The organism is Salmonella sp. HY31, from assembly GCF_042604575.1.
Taxonomy (GTDB): domain Bacteria; phylum Pseudomonadota; class Gammaproteobacteria; order Enterobacterales; family Enterobacteriaceae; genus Salmonella; species Salmonella diarizonae.
This window is the reverse complement of sequence record NZ_CP170479.1, coordinates 2,065,886-2,085,170: the sequence shown is the minus strand read 5'-3', so window position 1 is coordinate 2,085,170 and position 19,285 is coordinate 2,065,886. Positions and strand designations below refer to the sequence as shown.

The 19,285-nt window shown below is 52.3% G+C and carries 15 protein-coding genes and 1 pseudogene; 9 read left to right on the top strand and 7 right to left on the bottom strand.

Features of this window, described 5'->3' with window-relative positions; genetic code table 11:
• Positions 1–87: 87 nt before the first annotated feature.
• A complete protein-coding gene (gene ttrR, locus ACE15A_RS09795; RefSeq protein ID WP_023248061.1) occupies positions 88–708 on the bottom strand; it encodes a tetrathionate respiration response regulator TtrR in 621 nt (206 codons plus the stop codon).
• Positions 683–2,461, bottom strand: coding sequence for a tetrathionate respiration histidine kinase TtrS (ttrS, locus tag ACE15A_RS09790; protein ID WP_077950629.1), 1,779 nt, complete (start codon positions 2,459–2,461; stop codon positions 683–685). Before ttrS ends, ttrR begins: the two co-directional genes overlap by 26 nt.
• A 181-nt stretch (positions 2,462–2,642) precedes the next feature.
• On the opposite strand from ttrS, the gene ttrB reads away from it, so the two are divergent.
• The 9 genes and pseudogenes from ttrB (at position 2,643) to lpp (ending at position 14,418) form a co-directional block, all read left to right on the top strand.
• Complete coding sequence (gene ttrB, locus ACE15A_RS09785; protein ID WP_023248059.1) at positions 2,643–3,377, top strand: tetrathionate reductase subunit TtrB; 735 nt, start codon at positions 2,643–2,645, stop codon at positions 3,375–3,377.
• Complete coding sequence (gene ttrC, locus ACE15A_RS09780) at positions 3,378–4,400, top strand: tetrathionate reductase subunit TtrC (protein ID WP_023248058.1); 1,023 nt, start codon at positions 3,378–3,380, stop codon at positions 4,398–4,400. It abuts the gene before it with no gap.
• Positions 4,393–7,455 carry a tetrathionate reductase subunit TtrA gene (ttrA, locus tag ACE15A_RS09775; protein WP_053508093.1) on the top strand — a complete coding sequence of 1,021 codons (3,063 nt, stop codon included), beginning with the start codon at positions 4,393–4,395 and terminating at the stop codon, positions 7,453–7,455. The genes ttrC and ttrA overlap by 8 nt, the downstream gene beginning before the upstream one ends.
• Before the next feature lie 312 nt (positions 7,456–7,767).
• Positions 7,768–8,993, top strand: a pseudogene (locus ACE15A_RS09770) (PfkB family carbohydrate kinase).
• A gap of 11 nt (positions 8,994–9,004) precedes the next feature.
• Positions 9,005–9,742: a glutamine amidotransferase gene (locus ACE15A_RS09765; protein WP_053508094.1), complete on the top strand. Its 738-nt coding sequence runs from the start codon at positions 9,005–9,007 to the stop codon at positions 9,740–9,742.
• A 58-nt stretch (positions 9,743–9,800) separates the two neighbouring features.
• A complete protein-coding gene (locus tag ACE15A_RS09760) occupies positions 9,801–10,694 on the top strand; it encodes a proline iminopeptidase-family hydrolase (RefSeq protein WP_053508095.1) in 894 nt (297 codons plus the stop codon).
• Positions 10,695–10,715: 21 nt separating this feature from the next.
• A complete protein-coding gene (locus tag ACE15A_RS09755) occupies positions 10,716–12,059 on the top strand; it encodes an APC family permease (RefSeq protein WP_053508097.1) in 1,344 nt (447 codons plus the stop codon).
• Positions 12,060–12,460: 401 nt separating this feature from the next.
• Positions 12,461–13,873: a pyruvate kinase PykF gene (gene pykF, locus ACE15A_RS09750; protein ID WP_023248052.1), complete on the top strand. Its 1,413-nt coding sequence runs from the start codon at positions 12,461–12,463 to the stop codon at positions 13,871–13,873.
• A gap of 308 nt (positions 13,874–14,181) precedes the next feature.
• The gene (lpp, locus tag ACE15A_RS09745; RefSeq protein WP_001082307.1) at positions 14,182–14,418 is read left to right on the top strand and encodes a murein lipoprotein Lpp; all 237 of its coding nucleotides are present in this window, start codon (positions 14,182–14,184) and stop codon (positions 14,416–14,418) included.
• Positions 14,419–14,486: 68 nt separating this feature from the next.
• On the opposite strand, the gene ACE15A_RS09740 is transcribed toward lpp, so the two are convergent.
• The 5 genes from ACE15A_RS09740 to sufC all read right to left on the bottom strand — a co-directional run bounded on the left by ACE15A_RS09740 (position 14,487) and on the right by sufC (position 19,281).
• Positions 14,487–15,488 (bottom strand): L,D-transpeptidase family protein, encoded by a 1,002-nt coding sequence (locus tag ACE15A_RS09740; protein ID WP_053508098.1) that lies wholly within the window; start codon positions 15,486–15,488, stop codon positions 14,487–14,489.
• A 154-nt stretch (positions 15,489–15,642) separates the two neighbouring features.
• Positions 15,643–16,059, bottom strand: a complete 417-nt coding sequence (sufE, locus tag ACE15A_RS09735; RefSeq protein ID WP_023248050.1) for a cysteine desulfuration protein SufE — start codon at positions 16,057–16,059, stop codon at positions 15,643–15,645.
• Between the two features lie 12 nt (positions 16,060–16,071).
• Complete coding sequence (gene sufS / locus ACE15A_RS09730; protein ID WP_053508099.1) at positions 16,072–17,292, bottom strand: cysteine desulfurase SufS; 1,221 nt, start codon at positions 17,290–17,292, stop codon at positions 16,072–16,074.
• Positions 17,289–18,560, bottom strand: a complete 1,272-nt coding sequence (sufD, locus tag ACE15A_RS09725) for a Fe-S cluster assembly protein SufD (protein ID WP_053508100.1) — start codon at positions 18,558–18,560, stop codon at positions 17,289–17,291. Before sufD ends, sufS begins: the two co-directional genes overlap by 4 nt.
• Positions 18,535–19,281 carry a Fe-S cluster assembly ATPase SufC gene (sufC, locus tag ACE15A_RS09720; RefSeq protein WP_053508101.1) on the bottom strand — a complete coding sequence of 249 codons (747 nt, stop codon included), beginning with the start codon at positions 19,279–19,281 and terminating at the stop codon, positions 18,535–18,537. The genes sufD and sufC overlap by 26 nt, the downstream gene beginning before the upstream one ends.
• Positions 19,282–19,285 lie beyond the last annotated feature (4 nt).

The following is a 19,285-nucleotide window of genomic DNA, read 5'->3' as shown; positions in this document are numbered from 1 at the left end:
CGTCGCCAGCTCAAACCAACAGAATATAACAGTCTTCGCTATTAAACAAAATTTGATGCAAATCAAAGAAATGACGCAGTTTATTATTCATGAATCATACGTTGTTCGTATTCTGGTCTCTGGCGAGGCCAGTTTTTCGAAACGCCTAATCAGTTCCGCCAGGCTACCGGCCTGCATTTTTTCCATTACTCTGGCGCGGTGCACCTCTACGGTACGCACCGCGATATTCATCGCTTCCGCAATTTCACGGTTCATAAATCCTTTTGCCACCAGGCTGGCCAGTTCACGCTCTTTCGGCGTCAATTGCTGGTAACAAAGCATAATCTCACGACGCACCACCGCTGCCGATGAAACCGTCAGCGCACGCTCCAACGCCGCCTGTAGCGGTTTTACCGATACCGGTTTTTGCAGAAAATCGACTGCGCCGCGTTTCATCTGCTCCACGGCCATCGGTACATCGCCATGTCCAGTAAGAAAAACAACCGCCAGGGTACTTCCGCACTGGCGCAACGCATCATGAACGCCCTGCCCATCCAGGACCGGCATTCGCATATCCAGTAATACTACACCGGTCTGATAGAGACTGGCCTGCGCCAAAAAATCCGCCCCCTGCCTCCAGCATTTTACGTCATATCCCAGACTTTCCAGTAAAAACGCGCACGCGTTAGTAACCGCCGTATCATCATCCAATAGATGAATTATCGCCATCCCTGCCTCCATTTTCATGTAAGAAATGTATCGTGACTACCGTTCCCGCCAGGCCGTCCGGTGCGGTCTGGTTCCTGATGCTGATATCGCCACGACCATACCGCACCAGCCGCTGGCAAATCGCCAGCCCTAAGCCCATCCCCTCTTTGCGAGTGGTCATAAACGGCTGAAAAGCCTGACGTAATAGCGCCTGATCGATTCCCCCGGCGTTATCCTGTAAAACAATGCTGACGCCATTTTCAGTGCGTTCAGCCACGACCCATAAATGGGTGGCGCCTGCCTGAGCCGCATTAAGAATGATATTCGCCAGCACCTGTTCCAGCAGCACTGACGGCAGCGTTACGCGCAGCGCGGCGCTAACCTCGGTACGCAGAGTCACTGACGGAAACTGCTGCGCCATACGCAACAGTTGCCAGACGTGATCAATCGCCTCGCGAATGGCTATCACCTTCCACTCTTCGGTCAGCACCGGGTTGCCCTGCGCCTGGCTGACCCAGTGACGCAGGTTACGCAAAGTGTCCGCACCGCGTTGCGCCTGCTGGTCAATTTGTTCCAGCGCCGGCAGCAAGGGATGCTGTTCATCTGCAACGCGCAACCGAATCAGGCACCCCTGGGCGTAATGTCGAATCGCGGAAAGCGGTTGATTAAGTTCATGGGCAAATCCGGAGGTCATTTCACCTAACACGCTCATTTGCCGGGCGGTCTCCAGCGCCCGCTCATGCTGATGGAGTACCACGCTATTACGTTCCAGTTGTTTTCCGCGTCGACGCACCAGCAGCATGACCCAAATATAATTGAGCGTGAGCAACAGAAATGCCAGCGTCATGCCGCCAACCATCAACTGATGTTGAATTAACCAACTTTTGACATCCAGCCACAGTCGACGCTGCTGAGGGTGCTGACGAACATCACGCAGCAACGCTTCCACCTGACTGGTTGACGCAGGCGCGCCCCAGTGAAATGACGCGGCGGCGGGCGAGTTGAATAGCGCCCGCGTTACGCGATCCGCCAGCGCATCACTTACCGCGGGTAGCGCCGCGAACGACCAGTCAGGATATAACGGCGTACTGGTTAAACAAGGAAGGGTCGTCGGTCGGGAAAGCAGCGCGATAAAATCCTTTTTATTAATCAATCCTTCCTGATCCATATTTTCTAATAGGCACACCGGCACAATTGCCACCTGCACCGCTTTTTCGCGCAGCATATAGACTAAGGCATCGCCAGGAAACCCGGTAAAACGGAGATGGAAATCGCGCTCCGGGCGTAAGCCCACGTCGCTGAGCGCTTTATAGCCTAATAAATAACCGCCAAATGCCTGAGCATCAATCGCGCCGACTGTCTTACCGATCAGATCGTGCGCCGTGGTGATCCCGCTATCGCGCCGGGTAAGGATCACGCTACCAATGACATTGCCAATCGTTTTCCCATCGCGCGTAGAGCGCAGGGAAGCCAACCAGCGGAGCGGCGCATGGCTGTTCAGTTGGACAAATTGCGCCGGGTTGGTTATCACAAACTGTACGGTTCCCCGGTTAACGGCCTCCTGCATTTGATGCAGATCCAGCGGCTGGATGTGAAAGGTTTCGCCGGGAAGCTGTTGATTTAATGTTTTTGCCAACGGCTGCCAGTGGCTGCGCGTAGACGCCTCGCCGCGCATGGCCAAAATACCGATGTTCCACGTCCCTGCCCATGCGCCATGACAAATTAGCCCTACTGCCGCCAACACCGCCAGGCGACTTACGGTTTTACCTCTCACCCCAATATCCCTGTCAATTATGTTGTTTTAGATCAACAACAAGCCGGGTATGTGGTTAACCACAATAGAGCTCTCCCCGTCTCGATTTTTACACTGTAAATCATCGACATTCTTTATTCATTACACATGAACCAACATCGTGACAAATGTTTCATTGTTGGCAATGTGGACGGGAGTCAATATGGACAGCAGTAAACGGCAATTTCTCCAGCAACTTGGCGTCCTGACCGCTGGCGCCTCACTGGTTCCGCTGGCTGAAGCGAAATTTCCTTTTTCGCCGGAGCGACATGAAGGCTCTCCCCAACACCGCTACGCCATGCTTATCGACCTGCGACGCTGTATCGGCTGCCAGTCCTGTACCGTAAGTTGCACTATTGAAAATCAAACGCCGCAGGGCGCGTTTCGTACGACAGTGAACCAATACCAGGTCCAGCGTGAAGGCAGCCAGGAGGTCACGAATGTGCTATTACCACGTCTGTGCAACCATTGCGATAACCCTCCCTGTGTGCCGGTCTGCCCGGTACAAGCCACCTTTCAGCGGGAAGACGGCATTGTGGTGGTGGATAACAAACGCTGCGTCGGCTGCGCCTACTGTGTACAAGCGTGTCCTTACGACGCCCGATTTATCAATCATGAAACGCAAACTGCCGATAAATGCACGTTTTGCGTCCATCGTCTGGAAGCCGGGCTGCTACCCGCTTGCGTAGAGTCCTGCGTCGGCGGCGCGCGTATTATTGGCGATATCAAAGATCCCCATAGCCGCATCGCCACCATGCTTCATCAACATCGCGACGCTATCAAGGTATTAAAGCCGGAAAACGGCACGTCGCCCCATGTTTTCTACCTGGGTCTGGACGACGCCTTTGTCACCCCCTTAATGGGCCGTGCGCAGCCCGCGCTTTGGCAGGAGGTTTGAATGACGCATTCACTCATCATTGAAGAAGTGCTGGCTCACCCGCAGGACATTAGCTGGCTACCGTGGGCAGTACAATATTTCTTTTTTATTGGCATTGCCGCCTGCGCCGCACTGTTTGCCTGTTATCTTCACTGGCGGAAAAAAGACGCCGCGACAGAAGAAAATCGGGCATTACTGATTGCCATTACCTGTGCGATTACCGCACCGCTGGCGCTGACGGCGGATCTGCACCAGACCGCGCGCGTCTGGCATTTCTATGCCTGGCCGACCCCCTGGTCGTGGATGCCCTGGGGAGCATTATTCCTGCCGCTGTTTACCGGATTTCTCGCCCTGTGGTTCCTGGCGCAGCAGATGAAACGATTATTGAATAAAAGTTACAACGTCACTAAATGGTTGGCGTTAGCCAGCGCGCTTTGCGCGGTGGGTCTGCTGATTTATACCGGCCGCGAAGTCTCCGTTGTGCTGGCGCGCCCGATCTGGTTTAGCTACGCCTTCCCCGTGGCGATGTTTCTTAGCGCCTTACAGGCATTCTTCGCCCTGATGATTGTCGCCGCCCGACGCGACTCGGTAAGGCTGCCAAAAATACTGTGGGGACAAATCTGGACGCTGGCGGCGCTGGGGCTGCTTGTGGCCATGTGGGTCAGCGGCGATACCCTTTCCGGCACGGCAATCCGTCAGTGGATTACCGTCGCCCTGTCAGCCAAATATTACGCTGTCGGCTGGATAGCGCTGTGGGTATTAACACTGCTGTTCTGTAGCCTGGCGCTACGTCATCCCTTATCGCAGCTAAGACGCGTCCTGCTGGTTCTGAGTGCACTGGCGTTATGTTGGCTGATGCGCTGGACATTGTTGATTCAGGTACAAACCGTACCCAAGTTCAACGCGCAATTTAACCCTTACTCGTTACCAGGCGGAACGGATGGCTGGCTGGCTATTCTCGGCACCTTCGGCCTGTGGATCGCGCTACTGATTATTATTCGTGAAACGCTGAACGGACTCACCAGGAGATTACAACATGGCTAATTTAACCCGTCGTCAGTGGCTAAAAGTCGGTCTCGCCGTCGGTGGGATGGTCACTTTTGGTTTGAGCTACCGTGATGTGGCGAAACGCGCAATTGATGGCCTGTTAAACGGGACGTCCGGCAAGGTAACGCGCGACCGCATCTTTGGCAATGCGTTAATTCCGGAGGCGCAGGCGCAAACGCACTGGCAGCAAAACCCACAACAAACCATCGCCATGACGCAATGCTTCGGCTGTTGGACACAGTGCGGTATCCGCGCCCGGGTTGATGCAGATGGCAAAGTGATTCGCATCGCCGGCAATCCATATCACCCCTTGTCGCAGGAACACCCGATTGATCCGTCCGTCCCTTTTAGCAAAGCCATGGAGCAACTGGCGGGAGAAAGCGGTCTTGACGCCCGCTCAACCGCCTGCGCGCGCGGCGCCACGCTGCTGGAAAGCCTGTACAGTCCGCTACGACTGCTTGAACCAATGAAACGCGTGGGTAAACGCGGCGAAGGGAAATGGCAGCGCATCAGCTTTGAGCAGCTTATTGAAGAAGTTGTGGAAGGCGGCGATCTGTTTGGCGAAGGTCATGTGGACGGACTGCGCGCTATTCATGCGCCGGATACGCCAATCGACGCAAAGCACCCCAGTTTCGGGCCAAAAACCAATCAGTTATTGGTCACGAATACCAGCGACGAAGGCCGCGATGCGTTTCTGCGTCGTTTTGCGCTAAATAGCTTCGGCAGCAAAAATTTCGGCGCGCATGGCGCCTACTGTGGACTGGCTTACCGGGCTGGCTCCGGGGCGCTGATGGGTGATCTGGATAAAAACCCGCATGTCAAACCCGACTGGGAAAACGTAGAGTTTGCGCTCTTTATGGGCACCTCCCCGGCACAGTCCGGCAATCCATTTAAACGCCAGGCGCGCCAGTTGGCGAGCGCCCGGCTGCGTGAGAATTTTCAATACGTCGTGGTCGCCCCCGCGCTACCGTTATCAACGGTGCAGGCCGATCCTCGCGGTCGCTGGCAACCGGTCCTGCCCGGCAGCGATTCGGCGCTGGCAATGGGGATGATCCGCTGGATCATGGATAATCAACGTTATAATGCTGATTATCTGGCGATTCCCGGCGTACAGGCGATGCAGCAGGCCGGAGAGCAAAGTTGGACCAACGCCACGCACCTGGTCATTGCGGATGAACTTCCGACGCTTGCCGGACAACACCTGACGCTGCGGCATCTTACGCCCGATGGCGAAGAGACCCCCGTCGTGCTTAATACCGACGGCGAGTTGGTCGCTGCGTCCACCTGTCAACAGGCGCGGCTTTTCGTGACGCAGTACGTTACGCTCGCTGATGGCCAACGGGTCACGGTGAAGAGCGGGTTGCAACGCCTGAAAGAGGCGGCAGAAAAACTCTCGCTGGCGCAATACAGCGAACAGTGCGGCGTGCCGGAAGCGCAAATTATCGCGCTGGCGGAAACCTTTACCGGTCACGGACGTAAAGCCGCGGTCATCAGTCACGGCGGCATGATGGCCGGCAATGGGTTTTATAACGCCTGGTCGGTCATGATGCTTAACGCGCTGATCGGCAACCTCAGCCTATCCGGCGGCGTCTTTGTCGGCGGTGGCAAATTCAACGGCGTAAGCGACGGCCCCCGCTACAACATGAACAGTTTTGCCGGAAAAGTGAAACCGTCCGGGTTAAGTATTGCCCGTAGCAAAACCGCTTATGAAACATCGGAAGAGTACCGCGACAAAATTACCGCCGGGCAATCCCCTTATCCAGCCAAAGCGCCATGGTATCCCTTTGTGGCAGGCCAGCTTACCGAACTGTTGACCTCTGCGCTCGAAGGCTATCCTTATCCGCTTAAGGCCTGGATTTCCAATATGAGTAACCCGTTTTACGGTGTTCCCGGTCTACGCGCCGTCGCGGAAGAAAAACTAAAAGACCCTCGTCGACTGCCGCTCTTTATCGCGATTGACGCCTTTATGAATGAAACGACGGCGCTGGCGGACTACATTGTGCCGGATACGCATAATTTTGAGAGCTGGGGCTTTACGGCGCCCTGGGGCGGCGTAGCCAGTAAAGCCACTACCGCCCGCTGGCCGGTTGTCGCCCCCGCCACCCGCCGAACGGCGGACGGGCAACCTGTCTCAATGGAAGCATTTTGTATTGCGGTAGCAAAACGGCTCCGTCTGCCCGGCTTCGGCGACCGGGCGATAACCGATTCGCAGGGCAACGCTTTTCCACTGAACCGGGCGGAAGACTTCTATCTGCGCGTAGCCGCTAATATCGCCTTTATGGGCAAGACGCCAGTTGCGCCGGCAAATCAGGAAGATATTACGCTTACCGGCGTCACCCGCATTCTGCCAGCGATTCAGCACACGCTTAAACCTGATGAGGTCAGTCGCGTAGCGTTTATCTACTCCCGTGGTGGCCGGTTTGCGCCAGAGGGTAGCGGCTATACGGATCAACAATTGGGTAACGCCTGGGAAAAACCCTTACAGGTCTGGAATGCGGATGTCGCCGCCCATCGTCACGCCATCACCGGGGAGCGCTTCAGCGGTTGCCCGGTCTGGTATCCGGCGCGTTTGTCGGATGGACGAGCGATTGACGACCAGTTTCCCGTTGGGCAGTGGCCGCTGAAACTGATTTCATTTAAATCCAATACCATGTCCAGCTCAACAGCCGTCATCCCGCGCTTACACCATGTGAAGCCAGCAAACCTGGTGGCGCTGAATCCACAAGACGGCGAGCGTTATGGACTGCAACATGGCGATCGGGTACGGATCATTACGCCGGGCGGTCAGGTCGTGGCGCAAATCAGTTTGTTAAATGGCGTGATGCCTGGCGTCATCGCCATCGAACACGGATATGGCCACCGCGAGATGGGCGCAGCGCAGCACTCTCTGGACGGCGCGCCCATGCCGTATGATCCGCAAATCAGGGCAGGCATAAACCTTAACGATCTGGGTTTTGCCGATCCGACAAGAACCGTCAACAATACGTGGCTCGACTGGGTTTCCGGCGCAGCGGTACGTCAGGGGCTGCCGGCAAAAATCGAGCGTATATAACCCCGGGGCCGGAGAGCGACATCGTTTATTTCATCGACTGATAAGCGAACGCTGTCCGGCTTCGTATACTCACTGAATCGTGCAAGCCCAACTATTTTAAGTTCATGCCGTCATATTACATAGAAAATATATGACAACACTCATAAAACTATTTCCCCCTTCTGTAAGCAATTAATATTTAACACATTGCCTGCGCTTCTGGTTATTTACACTTATTTGGGGTTACTTCCGGTTCAGCGCATAATCTGTGATTGAATTCACCGCATGACAACATTGCCATAAATACAATTCAACTCACTACCCGGAGGCAATATGTTTAAAGAAGAAAGACGTCATGCCATCATTAATTTACTGATAAAAGATAATAGTGTTAGCGTCAGTAAACTTTCAGGCCTTTATAAGGTCAGCCAGGAGACTATTCGTTCCGATCTGCGCTTTTTTCAGAAATCCGGTATGCTTCAGCGTTGCTATGGCGGAGGGATTTTAAACCATGACGCGCTTAGTAAGCTTATCACTGAAAATAAGATTGATATCTCCAGCACTATCGCCACGCCAATCCATCAGGATGCAAAACTGCGCCGGGAAAGCACAAAAAAGCAGGCAAGGTATGTGTCTTAGGTTCATTTAATATTGATGTCTCAGCAACCGTGCCGTGGTTTCCGCAAAGCGGAGAATCCATTCTGGCCAGTCATTTTGGATTCTATCCTGGCAGTAAAGGAGCCAACCAGGCGTTGGCGGCAAACAATGCCGGTGCTGCGGCACATTTTATTTTTAAAGTGGGCAAGGATCAGTTCAGCGCATTTGCGATGAATCATATTATTCAATCAGGCATCGCCTCATACAGCGCATATCAAACAGATAAAGCGCCAACCGGCAGCGCATTGATCTATGTCTCCTCCGTTGATGGCGATAATATTATCGCCATCTATCCTGGCGCCAATATGATGCTCACCACGCAAGAGATTAACGAACAATACCGTTATATCGCCGAGTCTGACGTTATGTTAATGCAGCTCGAAACAAACATTGAAGCACTGACTGAGTTTATTCGGTTGGGAAAACAAGAAAATAAAACAATTATCCTGAATCCTGCCCCCTATACAAAACAGGTGACGCATTTATTATCTGATATTGACATCATCACGCCGAATGAAACTGAAGCCTCTTTTTTATCCGGCGTAACCATTACTGATATTAATGATGGGAAAAAAGCCGGAAATATTATTCTGCAATCCGGGGTGAAAAAAGTCATCATTACCCTTGGCGCCCGTGGTTCTCTGCTCTGTGAGCACGCCCGCACGTTGTATATTCCTGCGTGGAGCGCCGTGGTAAAAGATGCCGCTGGGGCCGGCGACGCTTTTAATGGCGCTTTAGCCGCCGCGCTGGCGCGACAAGCAGACCTGGTCGCTGCCATTCAATATGCCTCCGCTTTCGCTTCTCTGGCGGTGGAACAAGTCGGTGCGTCGAGTATGCCTCAGCACTTGCAGGTTTTACATCGAATGCGTACCCAATCTAATAAAGTAATTAACATTAATTAACAGGTGACATAATGAAAATTTTATTTATTGGCGAGTCATGGCACATTCATATGATTCACTCTAAAGGTTTTGATAGCTTTACATCGAGCAAATATGAAGAAGGCGCAGACTATTTATTATCCTGCTTACGCCAGGGTAATATCGATGTGGACTATATGCCTGCCCATATTGTGCAAACTCGTTTTCCACAAACCGCCGAAGCGTTAGCCTGCTATGATGCGATCGTCATCAGTGATATTGGTAGCAATACCTTCCTGTTACAAAACAGAACGTTTTATACTATGAATATTATTCCTGATGCGTTACAACTTATCGCAGATTATGTTGCTGAGGGCGGTGGCCTGTTGATGATCGGCGGGTATTTATCCTTTACCGGAATAGAAGCGAAAGCCAATTATAAAAATACAATTCTGGCGGAGGTGTTGCCGGTTGATATGCTGGACGTAGATGACCGCGTAGAATTACCGCAAGGATGTAAAGCAGTAAATACAGCGGTAGAACACGTTATTACCCAGCCGTTTAGCGAATGGCCGCCGCTGTTAGGCTATAACAAGCTTATCGCCAAAGAAAAAAGTCATACCCTTGCTGAAATTAATGGCGATCCGCTGTTAGTTATGGGCACCTATAATAAAGGGAAAGTATGTTGCTTTGCCAGTGATTGTTCGCCGCACTGGGGAAGCCCACAATTTCTGCAATGGGAACACTACGCCACATTCTGGTGTAATGTTCTACTCGCGATAAAAAAATAATATTACCCAGGCGAACATGGATTTCGCCTTCCCTGCCACACACTGAGTAGTTAAAAATATGAATAATACTTATCTCTATGGCGAAATGTTTTCTGAAAGCATATTGACGAGCTATCGAATTTATGGCGACAGAAAATCATTACTCACGCCGCTAATTATCCTTCATGGCGGCCCTTCTGGCGGCTTTGATTATTTATTAAATTATCGTCATCTGGCTGATGACGGGCGCATGGTAATATTTTACGATCAATATGGTTGCGGTCGTTCAACACATTTTCCTCATGCCGATGCGTCTTTCTGGACTATTGCGCGTTACCTCCGTCAATTAACCCAATTAATTGATCACCTGGGTATTGGGCACGGGTATTCTATACTGGGACATTCCTGGGGCGGAATGCTTGCCGCAGAGCACGCCTGCTTACAGCCTGCCGGGCTTCGCGGGGCGATACTGGCCAGTTCACCGGCCAGTATCGCCCTGTGGCAACAGGAAGCCATGCGGCTCTTTAACGCCCTGGCGCCGATGTCCGATGACAATATCAAAGACGTCATTATGCCCGCCGTCATTTATCAAAACCCACCAGAACAGCTCGTCGCTTACTATGCCAGACACGTTTATACCCTCGCGGAAGAAACCGTTCATGTTCAGATCTCTAATGCGCAGTTCGCCGCCGACCCTACGGGTTATCACATTTTATGGGGAACCAATGAACTGGCGGTAAATGGCAAGCTTGCCAACTGGGATATTACGCCCCATTTGCGCCAGATACGTTGCCCTGTTCTGGTGCTACGCGGCGAAAACGATCAGGCAACCGAGCGCGTCGTCTCTCCGCTTCTCTCTCACATTTCAGACTGCCGCGCGGTCACTATTCCCCACAGCAGCCATAACCCGCATGAAGAAAATATCGCGCCCTGCCTCGCAGCGGTAAGCGCGTTTTTACGCGACCTGGCATAAAAAGCCATTAAGGTATTTATCATGAAAAAAGTCAAAAAATTGTCTCTCACTGATTTAGTGCTTTATGGTCTGGTGTTTATGGTGCCTATCGCGCCAGTCTCTCTTTATGGCGTCGTTTATAATCTTTCGCACGGTATGGTTGCACTGGTTTATATTATTGGCGCTATTGCGATGTTTTTTACTGCATACAGCTACTCTACCTTATCGCAGCATATTTCATCGTCGGGTTCGGCCTATGCGTATGCCGGCGTATGCATTAATCCCGCCGCAGGGTTTCTTACCGGATGGATATTATTGCTGGATTATCTTTTGTTCCCTACACTCGTGGCAGTGCTGGGCGGCGTCGCGGTCCACGCTATTTTACCGCAAATCCCGGTCTGGGTCTGGCCGTTGATTTATGTGGCTATCGGCACCGGAATCAACTATCTCGGTATACAGCAAACGGCGAAATTCGATAAGTTACTGGTCGTTATTCAACTCAGTATTCTGGCGATTTTCGTTCTACTGATTGTACGTCTGATGATGCTGGACAGTAGTCAGATAACGCTTTCCTTCCGGCCTTTTTTCGATTCACAGTGGTTCACCCCCGGACTAATCGCGACGGCGATTTCGGTAGCTGCGCTGAATTTTCTCGGCTTTGACGCTATCAGTACATTAAGTGAAGAAAGCGAAGGCGGGGGGCGCGCCGTCAGTAAAGCAACGCTGTTAGCGTTAGTTTTAGCGACGGTACTGTTTATTATCGTTGTGGCGTTTGCGGCTTTCGCCACCGGTAACGTCGACCGCTTCGCGGAAGGTAATGCGACGAATGAAGCATTTTTCACCATTGCCGGCAACGTTGGCGGTATCTGGCTTAAAGTGGCGTTTTCCATCATCGTGGCGTTTGTGTGCGCCGTCGGCAACATTATTACTGCGCAAACGGCGGTGTCCAGAGTGCTATTTTCAATGGGGCGCGACCGAATGTTGCCCGCCTTCCTCGCTCACATCCATACCACGCGTAAAACGCCGGATTATGCCATTCTGTTTACCGGCGGCGTCACCCTGCTGCTCAGCTACCTGTTTTCCGGCAAGATTGAATCTATCTCCACGCTGGTGAACTTTGGCGCACTTTTCGCTTTTTTTGTCGTAAACCTGTGTGTGTTTATTCTGTTTAATTTCCGGATGAAAGCCCAGCGGCGCATTTTTGCCCATGTTATTTCGCCAATCATGGGGATGATCGTCATCGGCTACGTCTGTTTAAACATGAACATTCACGCTTTGATACTCGGAATTAGCTGGGCGGCGATCGGGATAGCGATTCTGTGCTATCGAAAAGCGCACAACCAAAACATCGCCATCGACCTGGAAGGCAAAAAGTTGCTTGATTGACATCATACGCAACAATACTCCCTGTTGCGCAACGCCGCCCATGTTCGGGCGGCGTCATCGCCAGATACATTGTAAACATTGTAATAACAAACCGTTGTGGATCTGCACAGATGTCCTGTGAAACAGGGTTTTCATTTTCCTTTTATGTAAATTTCAGCGTATAATGCGCGCCAATTGTCTCTTGAATGGTTTCAGCGCATTGGACTGTAAAACTCAACGACTAAAACTATCCCCTTTCCGTTGGGCTGAAACGCGAGCACACATTCCTCTGCACGCTCTTTCGATGTCACCTATCCTTAGAGCGAGGCATCATCACTTTAGCAACACAGGCTTAGCTTCCGGGCCGTGCGCGCCTGAAGCCAGATTTTCATATCCTCCTCAACTTAAAGACTAAGACTGTCATGAAAAAGACGAAAATTGTTTGTACTATCGGTCCGAAAACCGAATCCGAAGAGATGTTAACCAAAATGCTGGACGCGGGCATGAACGTGATGCGTCTGAACTTCTCTCATGGCGATTATGCAGAACACGGTCAGCGTATCCAGAACTTGCGCAACGTGATGAGCAAGACCGGTAAAAAAGCCGCTATTCTGCTTGATACTAAAGGACCAGAAATCCGCACCATTAAACTGGAGGGCGGCAACGACGTTTCTCTGAAAGCGGGTCAGACCTTTACTTTTACCACCGACAAATCCGTGATCGGTAATAATGAAATCGTTGCCGTCACCTATGAAGGCTTCACCTCCGATCTGTCAGTTGGCAACACCGTACTGGTTGACGATGGTCTGATCGGTATGGAAGTAACCGCCATCGAAGGCAATAAAGTGATTTGTAAGGTGCTGAACAACGGCGATCTGGGCGAAAACAAAGGCGTTAACCTGCCGGGCGTTTCTATCGCTCTGCCCGCACTGGCTGAAAAAGACAAACAGGACCTGATCTTTGGTTGCGAACAGGGCGTTGACTTTGTTGCGGCTTCCTTTATCCGTAAACGTTCTGATGTTGTCGAAATTCGCGAGCATCTGAAAACCCACGGCGGCGAAAACATCCAGATTATCTCCAAGATCGAAAACCAGGAAGGCCTGAACAACTTCGATGAAATTCTCGAAGCTTCCGACGGCATCATGGTTGCGCGTGGCGACCTGGGTGTAGAAATCCCGGTTGAAGAAGTGATCTTCGCGCAGAAGATGATGATCGAAAAATGTATCCGCGCACGTAAAGTCGTGATCACGGCGACTCAGATGCTGGATTCCATGATCAAAAATCCGCGTCCGACCCGCGCGGAAGCAGGCGACGTTGCGAACGCCATCCTCGACGGTACGGATGCAGTTATGCTGTCCGGCGAATCTGCAAAAGGAAAATACCCGCTGGAAGCCGTTTCTATCATGGCGACCATCTGCGAACGTACCGACCGCGTCATGAGCAGCCGTCTGGATTACAACAACGACAGCCGTAAACTGCGCATTACGGAAGCGGTATGCCGCGGCGCGGTAGAAACCGCCGAGAAACTGGAAGCGCCGCTGATCGTGGTAGCGACCCAGGGCGGTAAATCCGCTCGCGCCGTGCGTAAATACTTCCCGGACGCCACCATCCTGGCGTTGACTACCAATGAAGTGACCGCCCGTCAGTTAGTGCTGAGCAAAGGCGTGGTGTCGCAGCTGGTGAAAGAAATTAATTCTACTGATGATTTCTACCGTCTGGGCAAAGATGTCGCCCTGCAAAGCGGCCTCGCCCAGAAAGGCGACGTTGTAGTGATGGTCTCCGGCGCGCTGGTTCCAAGCGGCACCACTAACACCGCCTCTGTTCACGTACTGTAATAATTGTTATGTGAATTAAGTTGTTTAAAAAAGCGCCCTCGCGGCGCTTTTTTTATTTAATCGATAGCTGCTATTAATAAAAAATCAAATCGGATTTTACTATCTAATTGCAGATTATCTAAGAAGAATCCGATGGAAGCCCCCTGTTTTATTTCGGTTTTTAGGGACTTTCATGCTTTTCGATGCTTCTTTGAGCGAACGATCAAAAATAAGTGCATTCCCATCAAAAAAATATTCTCAACCTAAAAAAGTTTGTGTAATACTTGTAACGCTACATGGAGATTAACTCAATCTAGAGGGTATTAATAATGAATCGTACTAAACTGGTACTGGGCGCGGTAATCCTGGGTTCTACTCTGCTGGCTGGTTGCTCCAGCAACGCTAAAATCGATCAGCTGTCTTCTGACGTTCAGACTCTGAACGCTAAAGTTGACCAGCTGAGCAACGACGTGAACGCAATGCGTTCCGACGTTCAGGCTGCTAAAGACGACGCAGCTCGCGCTAACCAGCGTCTGGACAACCAGGCTACTAAATACCGTAAGTAATAGTACCTGCGTAATAAAAATGGCGCACATTGTGCGCCATTTTTTTGTCCGTCTGTTTGCCGCGAAAGCTACTGCGTCGCGCGCGTTTGCCCCTCTTCCCCGACAAAACCGTTCTGAGCGGATTCGACTGCTGTCGTATTTGCCACCGACGTCTGCCTGGCGCTCACGCTGACAGGATACCCGGCTCGCCGGTATAGCGCCTTATCGACCAGGCGACTATCCACCCCTTCCGCGTTTCTGAACGAGGTAAACTCCGTAGGCAGCGCGTAAGGCATCGTCTGCACGTTTTGCTCTTCTTCCGGTGATAGCGGCCTGTGCACCTCTACATAACGAATGCCATTCGGCTCGACAGAGAATTTCACCGGCTGGTTAATCACTTTTACCGGCGTCCCCGTTCTGACCTGCGCAAATAACGCTTTAATGTCAGGCGCATTCATGCGAATGCAACCGGAGCTCACGCGCAGGCCAACGCTATCCGGCGCGCTGGTGCCATGAATAAGATATTCTCCATTACCGTGCGCCAGACGCAGCGCATAGCGTCCCTGCGGGTTATTTGGCCCGGCAGGGATCACCGGCGGTAGCGTGATCCCCCGCTCAAGCGAACGTTGGCGTATGCCCGCCGTCGGCGTCCACGTCGGGTTGGGGATCTTTTGCCCTATCCGGGTGTCCATGACGGGAGTCTCCAGTCCCTGCAAACCGATGCCGATGGGATACACCTGAACGCGATTTTCTCCCGGCGGGTAATAATACAACCGTAGCTCCGCGAGGTTGACGATAACGCCTTCCCTGGGCGCATCCGGCAATAGCATCTGCGAGGGAATGGTAATTAACGTACCAGGCTTAGGCACCGGCGCAATCGTATTGTTCGCTTCAAGAATGAGCATCGCCGCCGTATCAAAACGCCGGGCGATAGCCTGCAGGTTTTTATCACCTTCCTGTACGGTATAGGTTTGATTCTGACCAATAAGACGGCTGCCTTCGGGCGGCAATGGATAATCAACCGCCCAGGCCGCCTGTAACGCGCTATACGCGCTGATAAATGTAAGAGTAATGAAAGACGCACGTTTCATACCAAACCTCCTGTATTCCTGGTGATGTCCCCTGCGACGACTGATAGCGCTTCGCTTATCAGAACAACAAAATACACGCTCTGTCCACTCTGGATAAAGCGACGTCGCCGTCCGGCAAAGGATTTGACATCAGGTAGAACGCTGTCTGTATAGTTTAGCTAAGAGTGGCGGCCTTAGCGCGAATTGCGCGAATCATTGCTTCCAGCCCCTGAGAACGGGAAGGCGTGAGGTGCTGCGCAAGCGCCATTTTTTCAAACCATGGCCGTACATCAAAATGCACAATATCCTGCGCCGTCATTTGGTGGTACAAAATAAACACCACCGCCATAAGGCCTTTAACGATCGCCGCGTCGCTGTCGCCCTGCAATTCGATAATGCCGCCAGCGTTTCGCCGCATCACGATCCACACCTGGCTCTGACAGCCCTGAATCGTATTTTGCGGATTACGATCCTGCGTATTTAATTCCGCCAGGCGCTGCCCCAACTCAATAATATATAAATATTTCTCTTCCCAATTAGCGCAACGCATAAAGTTACGCAGCAATTTTTCTTTATCCGGTAGCGCAGCCATAAAACCTCACTGTTATCCTAATAAACGGTGGATACGCGTTAATCCTGCCACCAGTCGGTCCACTTCTTCATGGGTGTTATACATCGCCAGCGAAGCCCGGCACATTGCCGGCACGCCATACCAGGCCATGAGCGGCATCGCGCAGTGATGCCCCGTTCGTACCGCGATACCGTAATTATCAAGGAAGCTGCCAACGTCATAAGCATGGTGTTTACCCAGGTTAAAAGCGACGACGCCCAACCGCTGCGCCGGACCATATAGCGTAATATCAGGCACCTGCGCCAGTTGCTCCAGCGCATAGTGCATCAGTATCTGCTCATAATCGCCAATCTTATCCAGGCCCAGCGACGTCACATAGTCAATTGCCGCGCCGAGACCGATGATACCGCCAGTATTCGGCGTTCCCGCTTCAAAACGCCAGGGCGCCTGCGCCCATGTCGTTCCCTGCGTCAGGCTAACAGTCGCGATCATCGACCCGCCCCCTTCCCACGGCGGCATCTCTTGCAGCAACGCCTCTTTAACATACAGAATACCGATGCCGGTCGGCCCGTAGAGTTTATGGCCGGAAAAAACGTAAAAATCGCAGTCCAACGCCTGGACGTCAACAGCATGATGCATCACAGCCTGTGCGCCATCCACCAGCACTTTCGCCCCATGCTGGCGCGCCAGCGCAATCATGTCCGGCAGCGGGTTTTCCGTCCCCAGCACGTTGGAAACATGGGTAATGGCCAACAGCCGGGTTCGGTCATCGAACAGCGTTGCTAAAATCTCCAGCCGTAGCGTACCGTCAGGATTCAATGGGATCACGCGCAGTTCAGCGCCTTTGCGCTCGCACAGCATCTGCCAGGGAACGATGTTAGCGTGATGCTCCATCTCGCTGATAATAATGTTATCCCCGGCGCGAATATTTTCCGTTCCCCAACTGTTGGCGACAAGGTTAATGCCCTCCGTCGTACCGCGCACGAAAACCAGTTCTTCTGCGGAGCGGGCGTTAATAAACCGCGACGCCTGCTTACGCACATTCTCCATGCTTTCGGTCGCCTGCGCGCTTAACGTATGGATACCACGATGTACCGCAGCGTAGCCGTGACGGTAGAAGGCAGATTCAGCGTCAATCACCTGATTGGGTTTTTGGGCGCTGGCTGCGCTGTCCAGGTAAGCCAGCGGCAGGCCGTTAATTTCACGTTGCAATATGGGAAAATCCGCCCGTACCTTTTCAACAGAAAATGTCATGCTAAGCCTCCGGGCAGTCGCTGGCCAATTCGCGCCAGTACCTGCTGTTTAAGGGCGCTATCATGGATAGCTTCCGTTAACTCTGCGGCAAACGCGTAAAGAATCATGTGCCGCGCCTCCTGCTGCCTGATGCCGCGTGATTGCAGATAAAACATCTGCTCATCGTCAATACGCCCGATCGTCGCGCCGTGGCTGCACTTCACGTCATCGGCATAGATCTCTAATTGCGGTTTGGTATCGACTTCGGCCAGTTTCCCTAATAGCAGGTTATTATTGGTCATCTGACCATCGGTTTTAATGGCGTGTTGTGCCACGTTGATCAGACCATTAAAGACCGCGCGTCCTTTGTCGCTGACGATGGTCTTGTGCAACTGGCGGCTGTTACAGTAGCCTTTGTTATGTTCCAGCCATGTCCGCGTATCGCAGACTTCATTTTTTACCGGCATCGCCAGGCTATTAAGTCGAAGCGTCGCGTTTTCGCCATTCAGTTGTGTGCTGGTGTGGTGACGTAGTACTGCGGCGCCCAGCAGAAAACTGTGGCTAAACGCCGAGGCGTCTGTCGCCAGCAGAAGATCGTTATGCGCAAAGTGATAGCTGGACGCATTTTCAAACGCCAGTTTGATATGGCGCAGTTGCGCATTCCCTGCAACTTTCATCGTCAGACGCGCGCCGGTAAAATGTTTTGCCTCTGTAAGGCTGACATAATGCTCAATAACCGTCGCCTCCGCGCCCTCCGCCAGCGCCAGATGGTGGCGATAATGCGCAGTGTTTAGCTCGTCGCCAGCCACGCCCTGGGTGATATGCATTAACAGTAGCGGTCTGGTCGGACGCTGATTTTGCCGTACCTGTATATACGTAACACATTGCGCCAGGCTTTCCGTCAGATGCAGAAAAACCTCGGGCTGTACCGGCGCGGCAAGCGTCTGGCGCTCATCCATGACGCTAACGTCAAATCCGCTGTTTTGCGTGCTATCACTGAGCTCTGGCATAAACCGCCCGTCGACAAACACCAGCCGCACGGCATCGATTTGCAACGCCAACGCATCACGCTGTACGGCGCTGATAGTCGCAAACTGCTGGATAAACTGGCTATGAGTTAAGCCCTCCAGCGGTGTGTATTTCCAGTCTTCATGTTTACGCGTTGGCAATCCCAGACGCAACATCTGTTGTAAATGTTGTCTTGCCTGCTCAGTTCGACTTTCTCCTTTCTCTTCAAAGAGATGCTGCCATTGTTGTAGCGCTTTACTGCTGTTCGGTAAGCCAGCCATAACCCTGCTCCTCCAGTTGTTTGACCAGAGTAAAATCGCCGGATCGGACAATTCGCCCCTGATAGAGGACATGGACGTAATCGGGCTTGATGTAGTCCAGTATGCGCTGATAGTGGGTCACGATAATAAAAGCGCGTTTATCGTCGCGTAGCGCGTTGACGCCTTCCGCCACAATTTTCAACGCATCGATGTCCAGTCCGGAGTCAGACTCATCAAGGATGCACAGTTCCGGCTCCAGCACCGCCATTTGCAAAATATCATTGCGCTTTTTCTCCCCGCCGGAAAAACCGACGTTTACCGAACGGGTCAGTAAATCTTCCGGCATTTTCAGCAATGCGATCTTTTCTTCCATCAGATCCTGAAAATCAAAGCGATCCAACGACGCCTGCCCTCGGTAGACGCGCACGGCATTCAGCGCGGTTTGCAGGAAAAACTGGTTACTGACGCCGGGGATTTCTACCGGGTACTGGAAGGCCATAAAAATCCCTTCGCCCGCCCGTTCTTCCGGCGACAGTTCAAGCAGATCTTTACCTTTGAACGTAACCGAGCCGCCAGTGACCTCATAATCTTCACGTCCCGCCAGAGTAGCGGAGAGCGTGCTTTTTCCGGAACCGTTCGGCCCCATAATGGCGTGAACTTCGCCGGGGCGAATCTCCAGATTCAGGCCACGCAAAATTGCTTTTTCTTCCACACTGACCTGTAACTCTTTGATGCTTAACATGGGT

Excerpts from the sequence above, each read along its gene's own strand:
- sufD (WP_053508100.1), bottom strand. The coding sequence starts at position 18,560 with ATGGCTGGCTTACCGAACAGCAGTAAAGCGCTACAACAATGGCAGCAT.
- pykF (WP_023248052.1), top strand. The coding sequence starts at position 12,461 with ATGAAAAAGACGAAAATTGTTTGTACTATCGGTCCGAAAACCGAATCC.
- lpp (WP_001082307.1), top strand. The coding sequence starts at position 14,182 with ATGAATCGTACTAAACTGGTACTGGGCGCGGTAATCCTGGGTTCTACT.
- sufC (WP_053508101.1), bottom strand. The coding sequence starts at position 19,281 with ATGTTAAGCATCAAAGAGTTACAGGTCAGTGTGGAAGAAAAAGCAATT.
- ttrC (WP_023248058.1), top strand. The coding sequence starts at position 3,378 with ATGACGCATTCACTCATCATTGAAGAAGTGCTGGCTCACCCGCAGGAC.
- ACE15A_RS09765 (WP_053508094.1), top strand. The coding sequence starts at position 9,005 with ATGAAAATTTTATTTATTGGCGAGTCATGGCACATTCATATGATTCAC.
- ttrB (WP_023248059.1), top strand. The coding sequence starts at position 2,643 with ATGGACAGCAGTAAACGGCAATTTCTCCAGCAACTTGGCGTCCTGACC.
- ACE15A_RS09740 (WP_053508098.1), bottom strand. The coding sequence starts at position 15,488 with ATGAAACGTGCGTCTTTCATTACTCTTACATTTATCAGCGCGTATAGC.
- ttrR (WP_023248061.1), bottom strand. The coding sequence starts at position 708 with ATGGCGATAATTCATCTATTGGATGATGATACGGCGGTTACTAACGCG.
- sufS (WP_053508099.1), bottom strand. The coding sequence starts at position 17,292 with ATGACATTTTCTGTTGAAAAGGTACGGGCGGATTTTCCCATATTGCAA.
- ACE15A_RS09755 (WP_053508097.1), top strand. The coding sequence starts at position 10,716 with ATGAAAAAAGTCAAAAAATTGTCTCTCACTGATTTAGTGCTTTATGGT.
- ttrA (WP_053508093.1), top strand. The coding sequence starts at position 4,393 with ATGGCTAATTTAACCCGTCGTCAGTGGCTAAAAGTCGGTCTCGCCGTC.
- ACE15A_RS09760 (WP_053508095.1), top strand. The coding sequence starts at position 9,801 with ATGAATAATACTTATCTCTATGGCGAAATGTTTTCTGAAAGCATATTG.
- sufE (WP_023248050.1), bottom strand. The coding sequence starts at position 16,059 with ATGGCTGCGCTACCGGATAAAGAAAAATTGCTGCGTAACTTTATGCGT.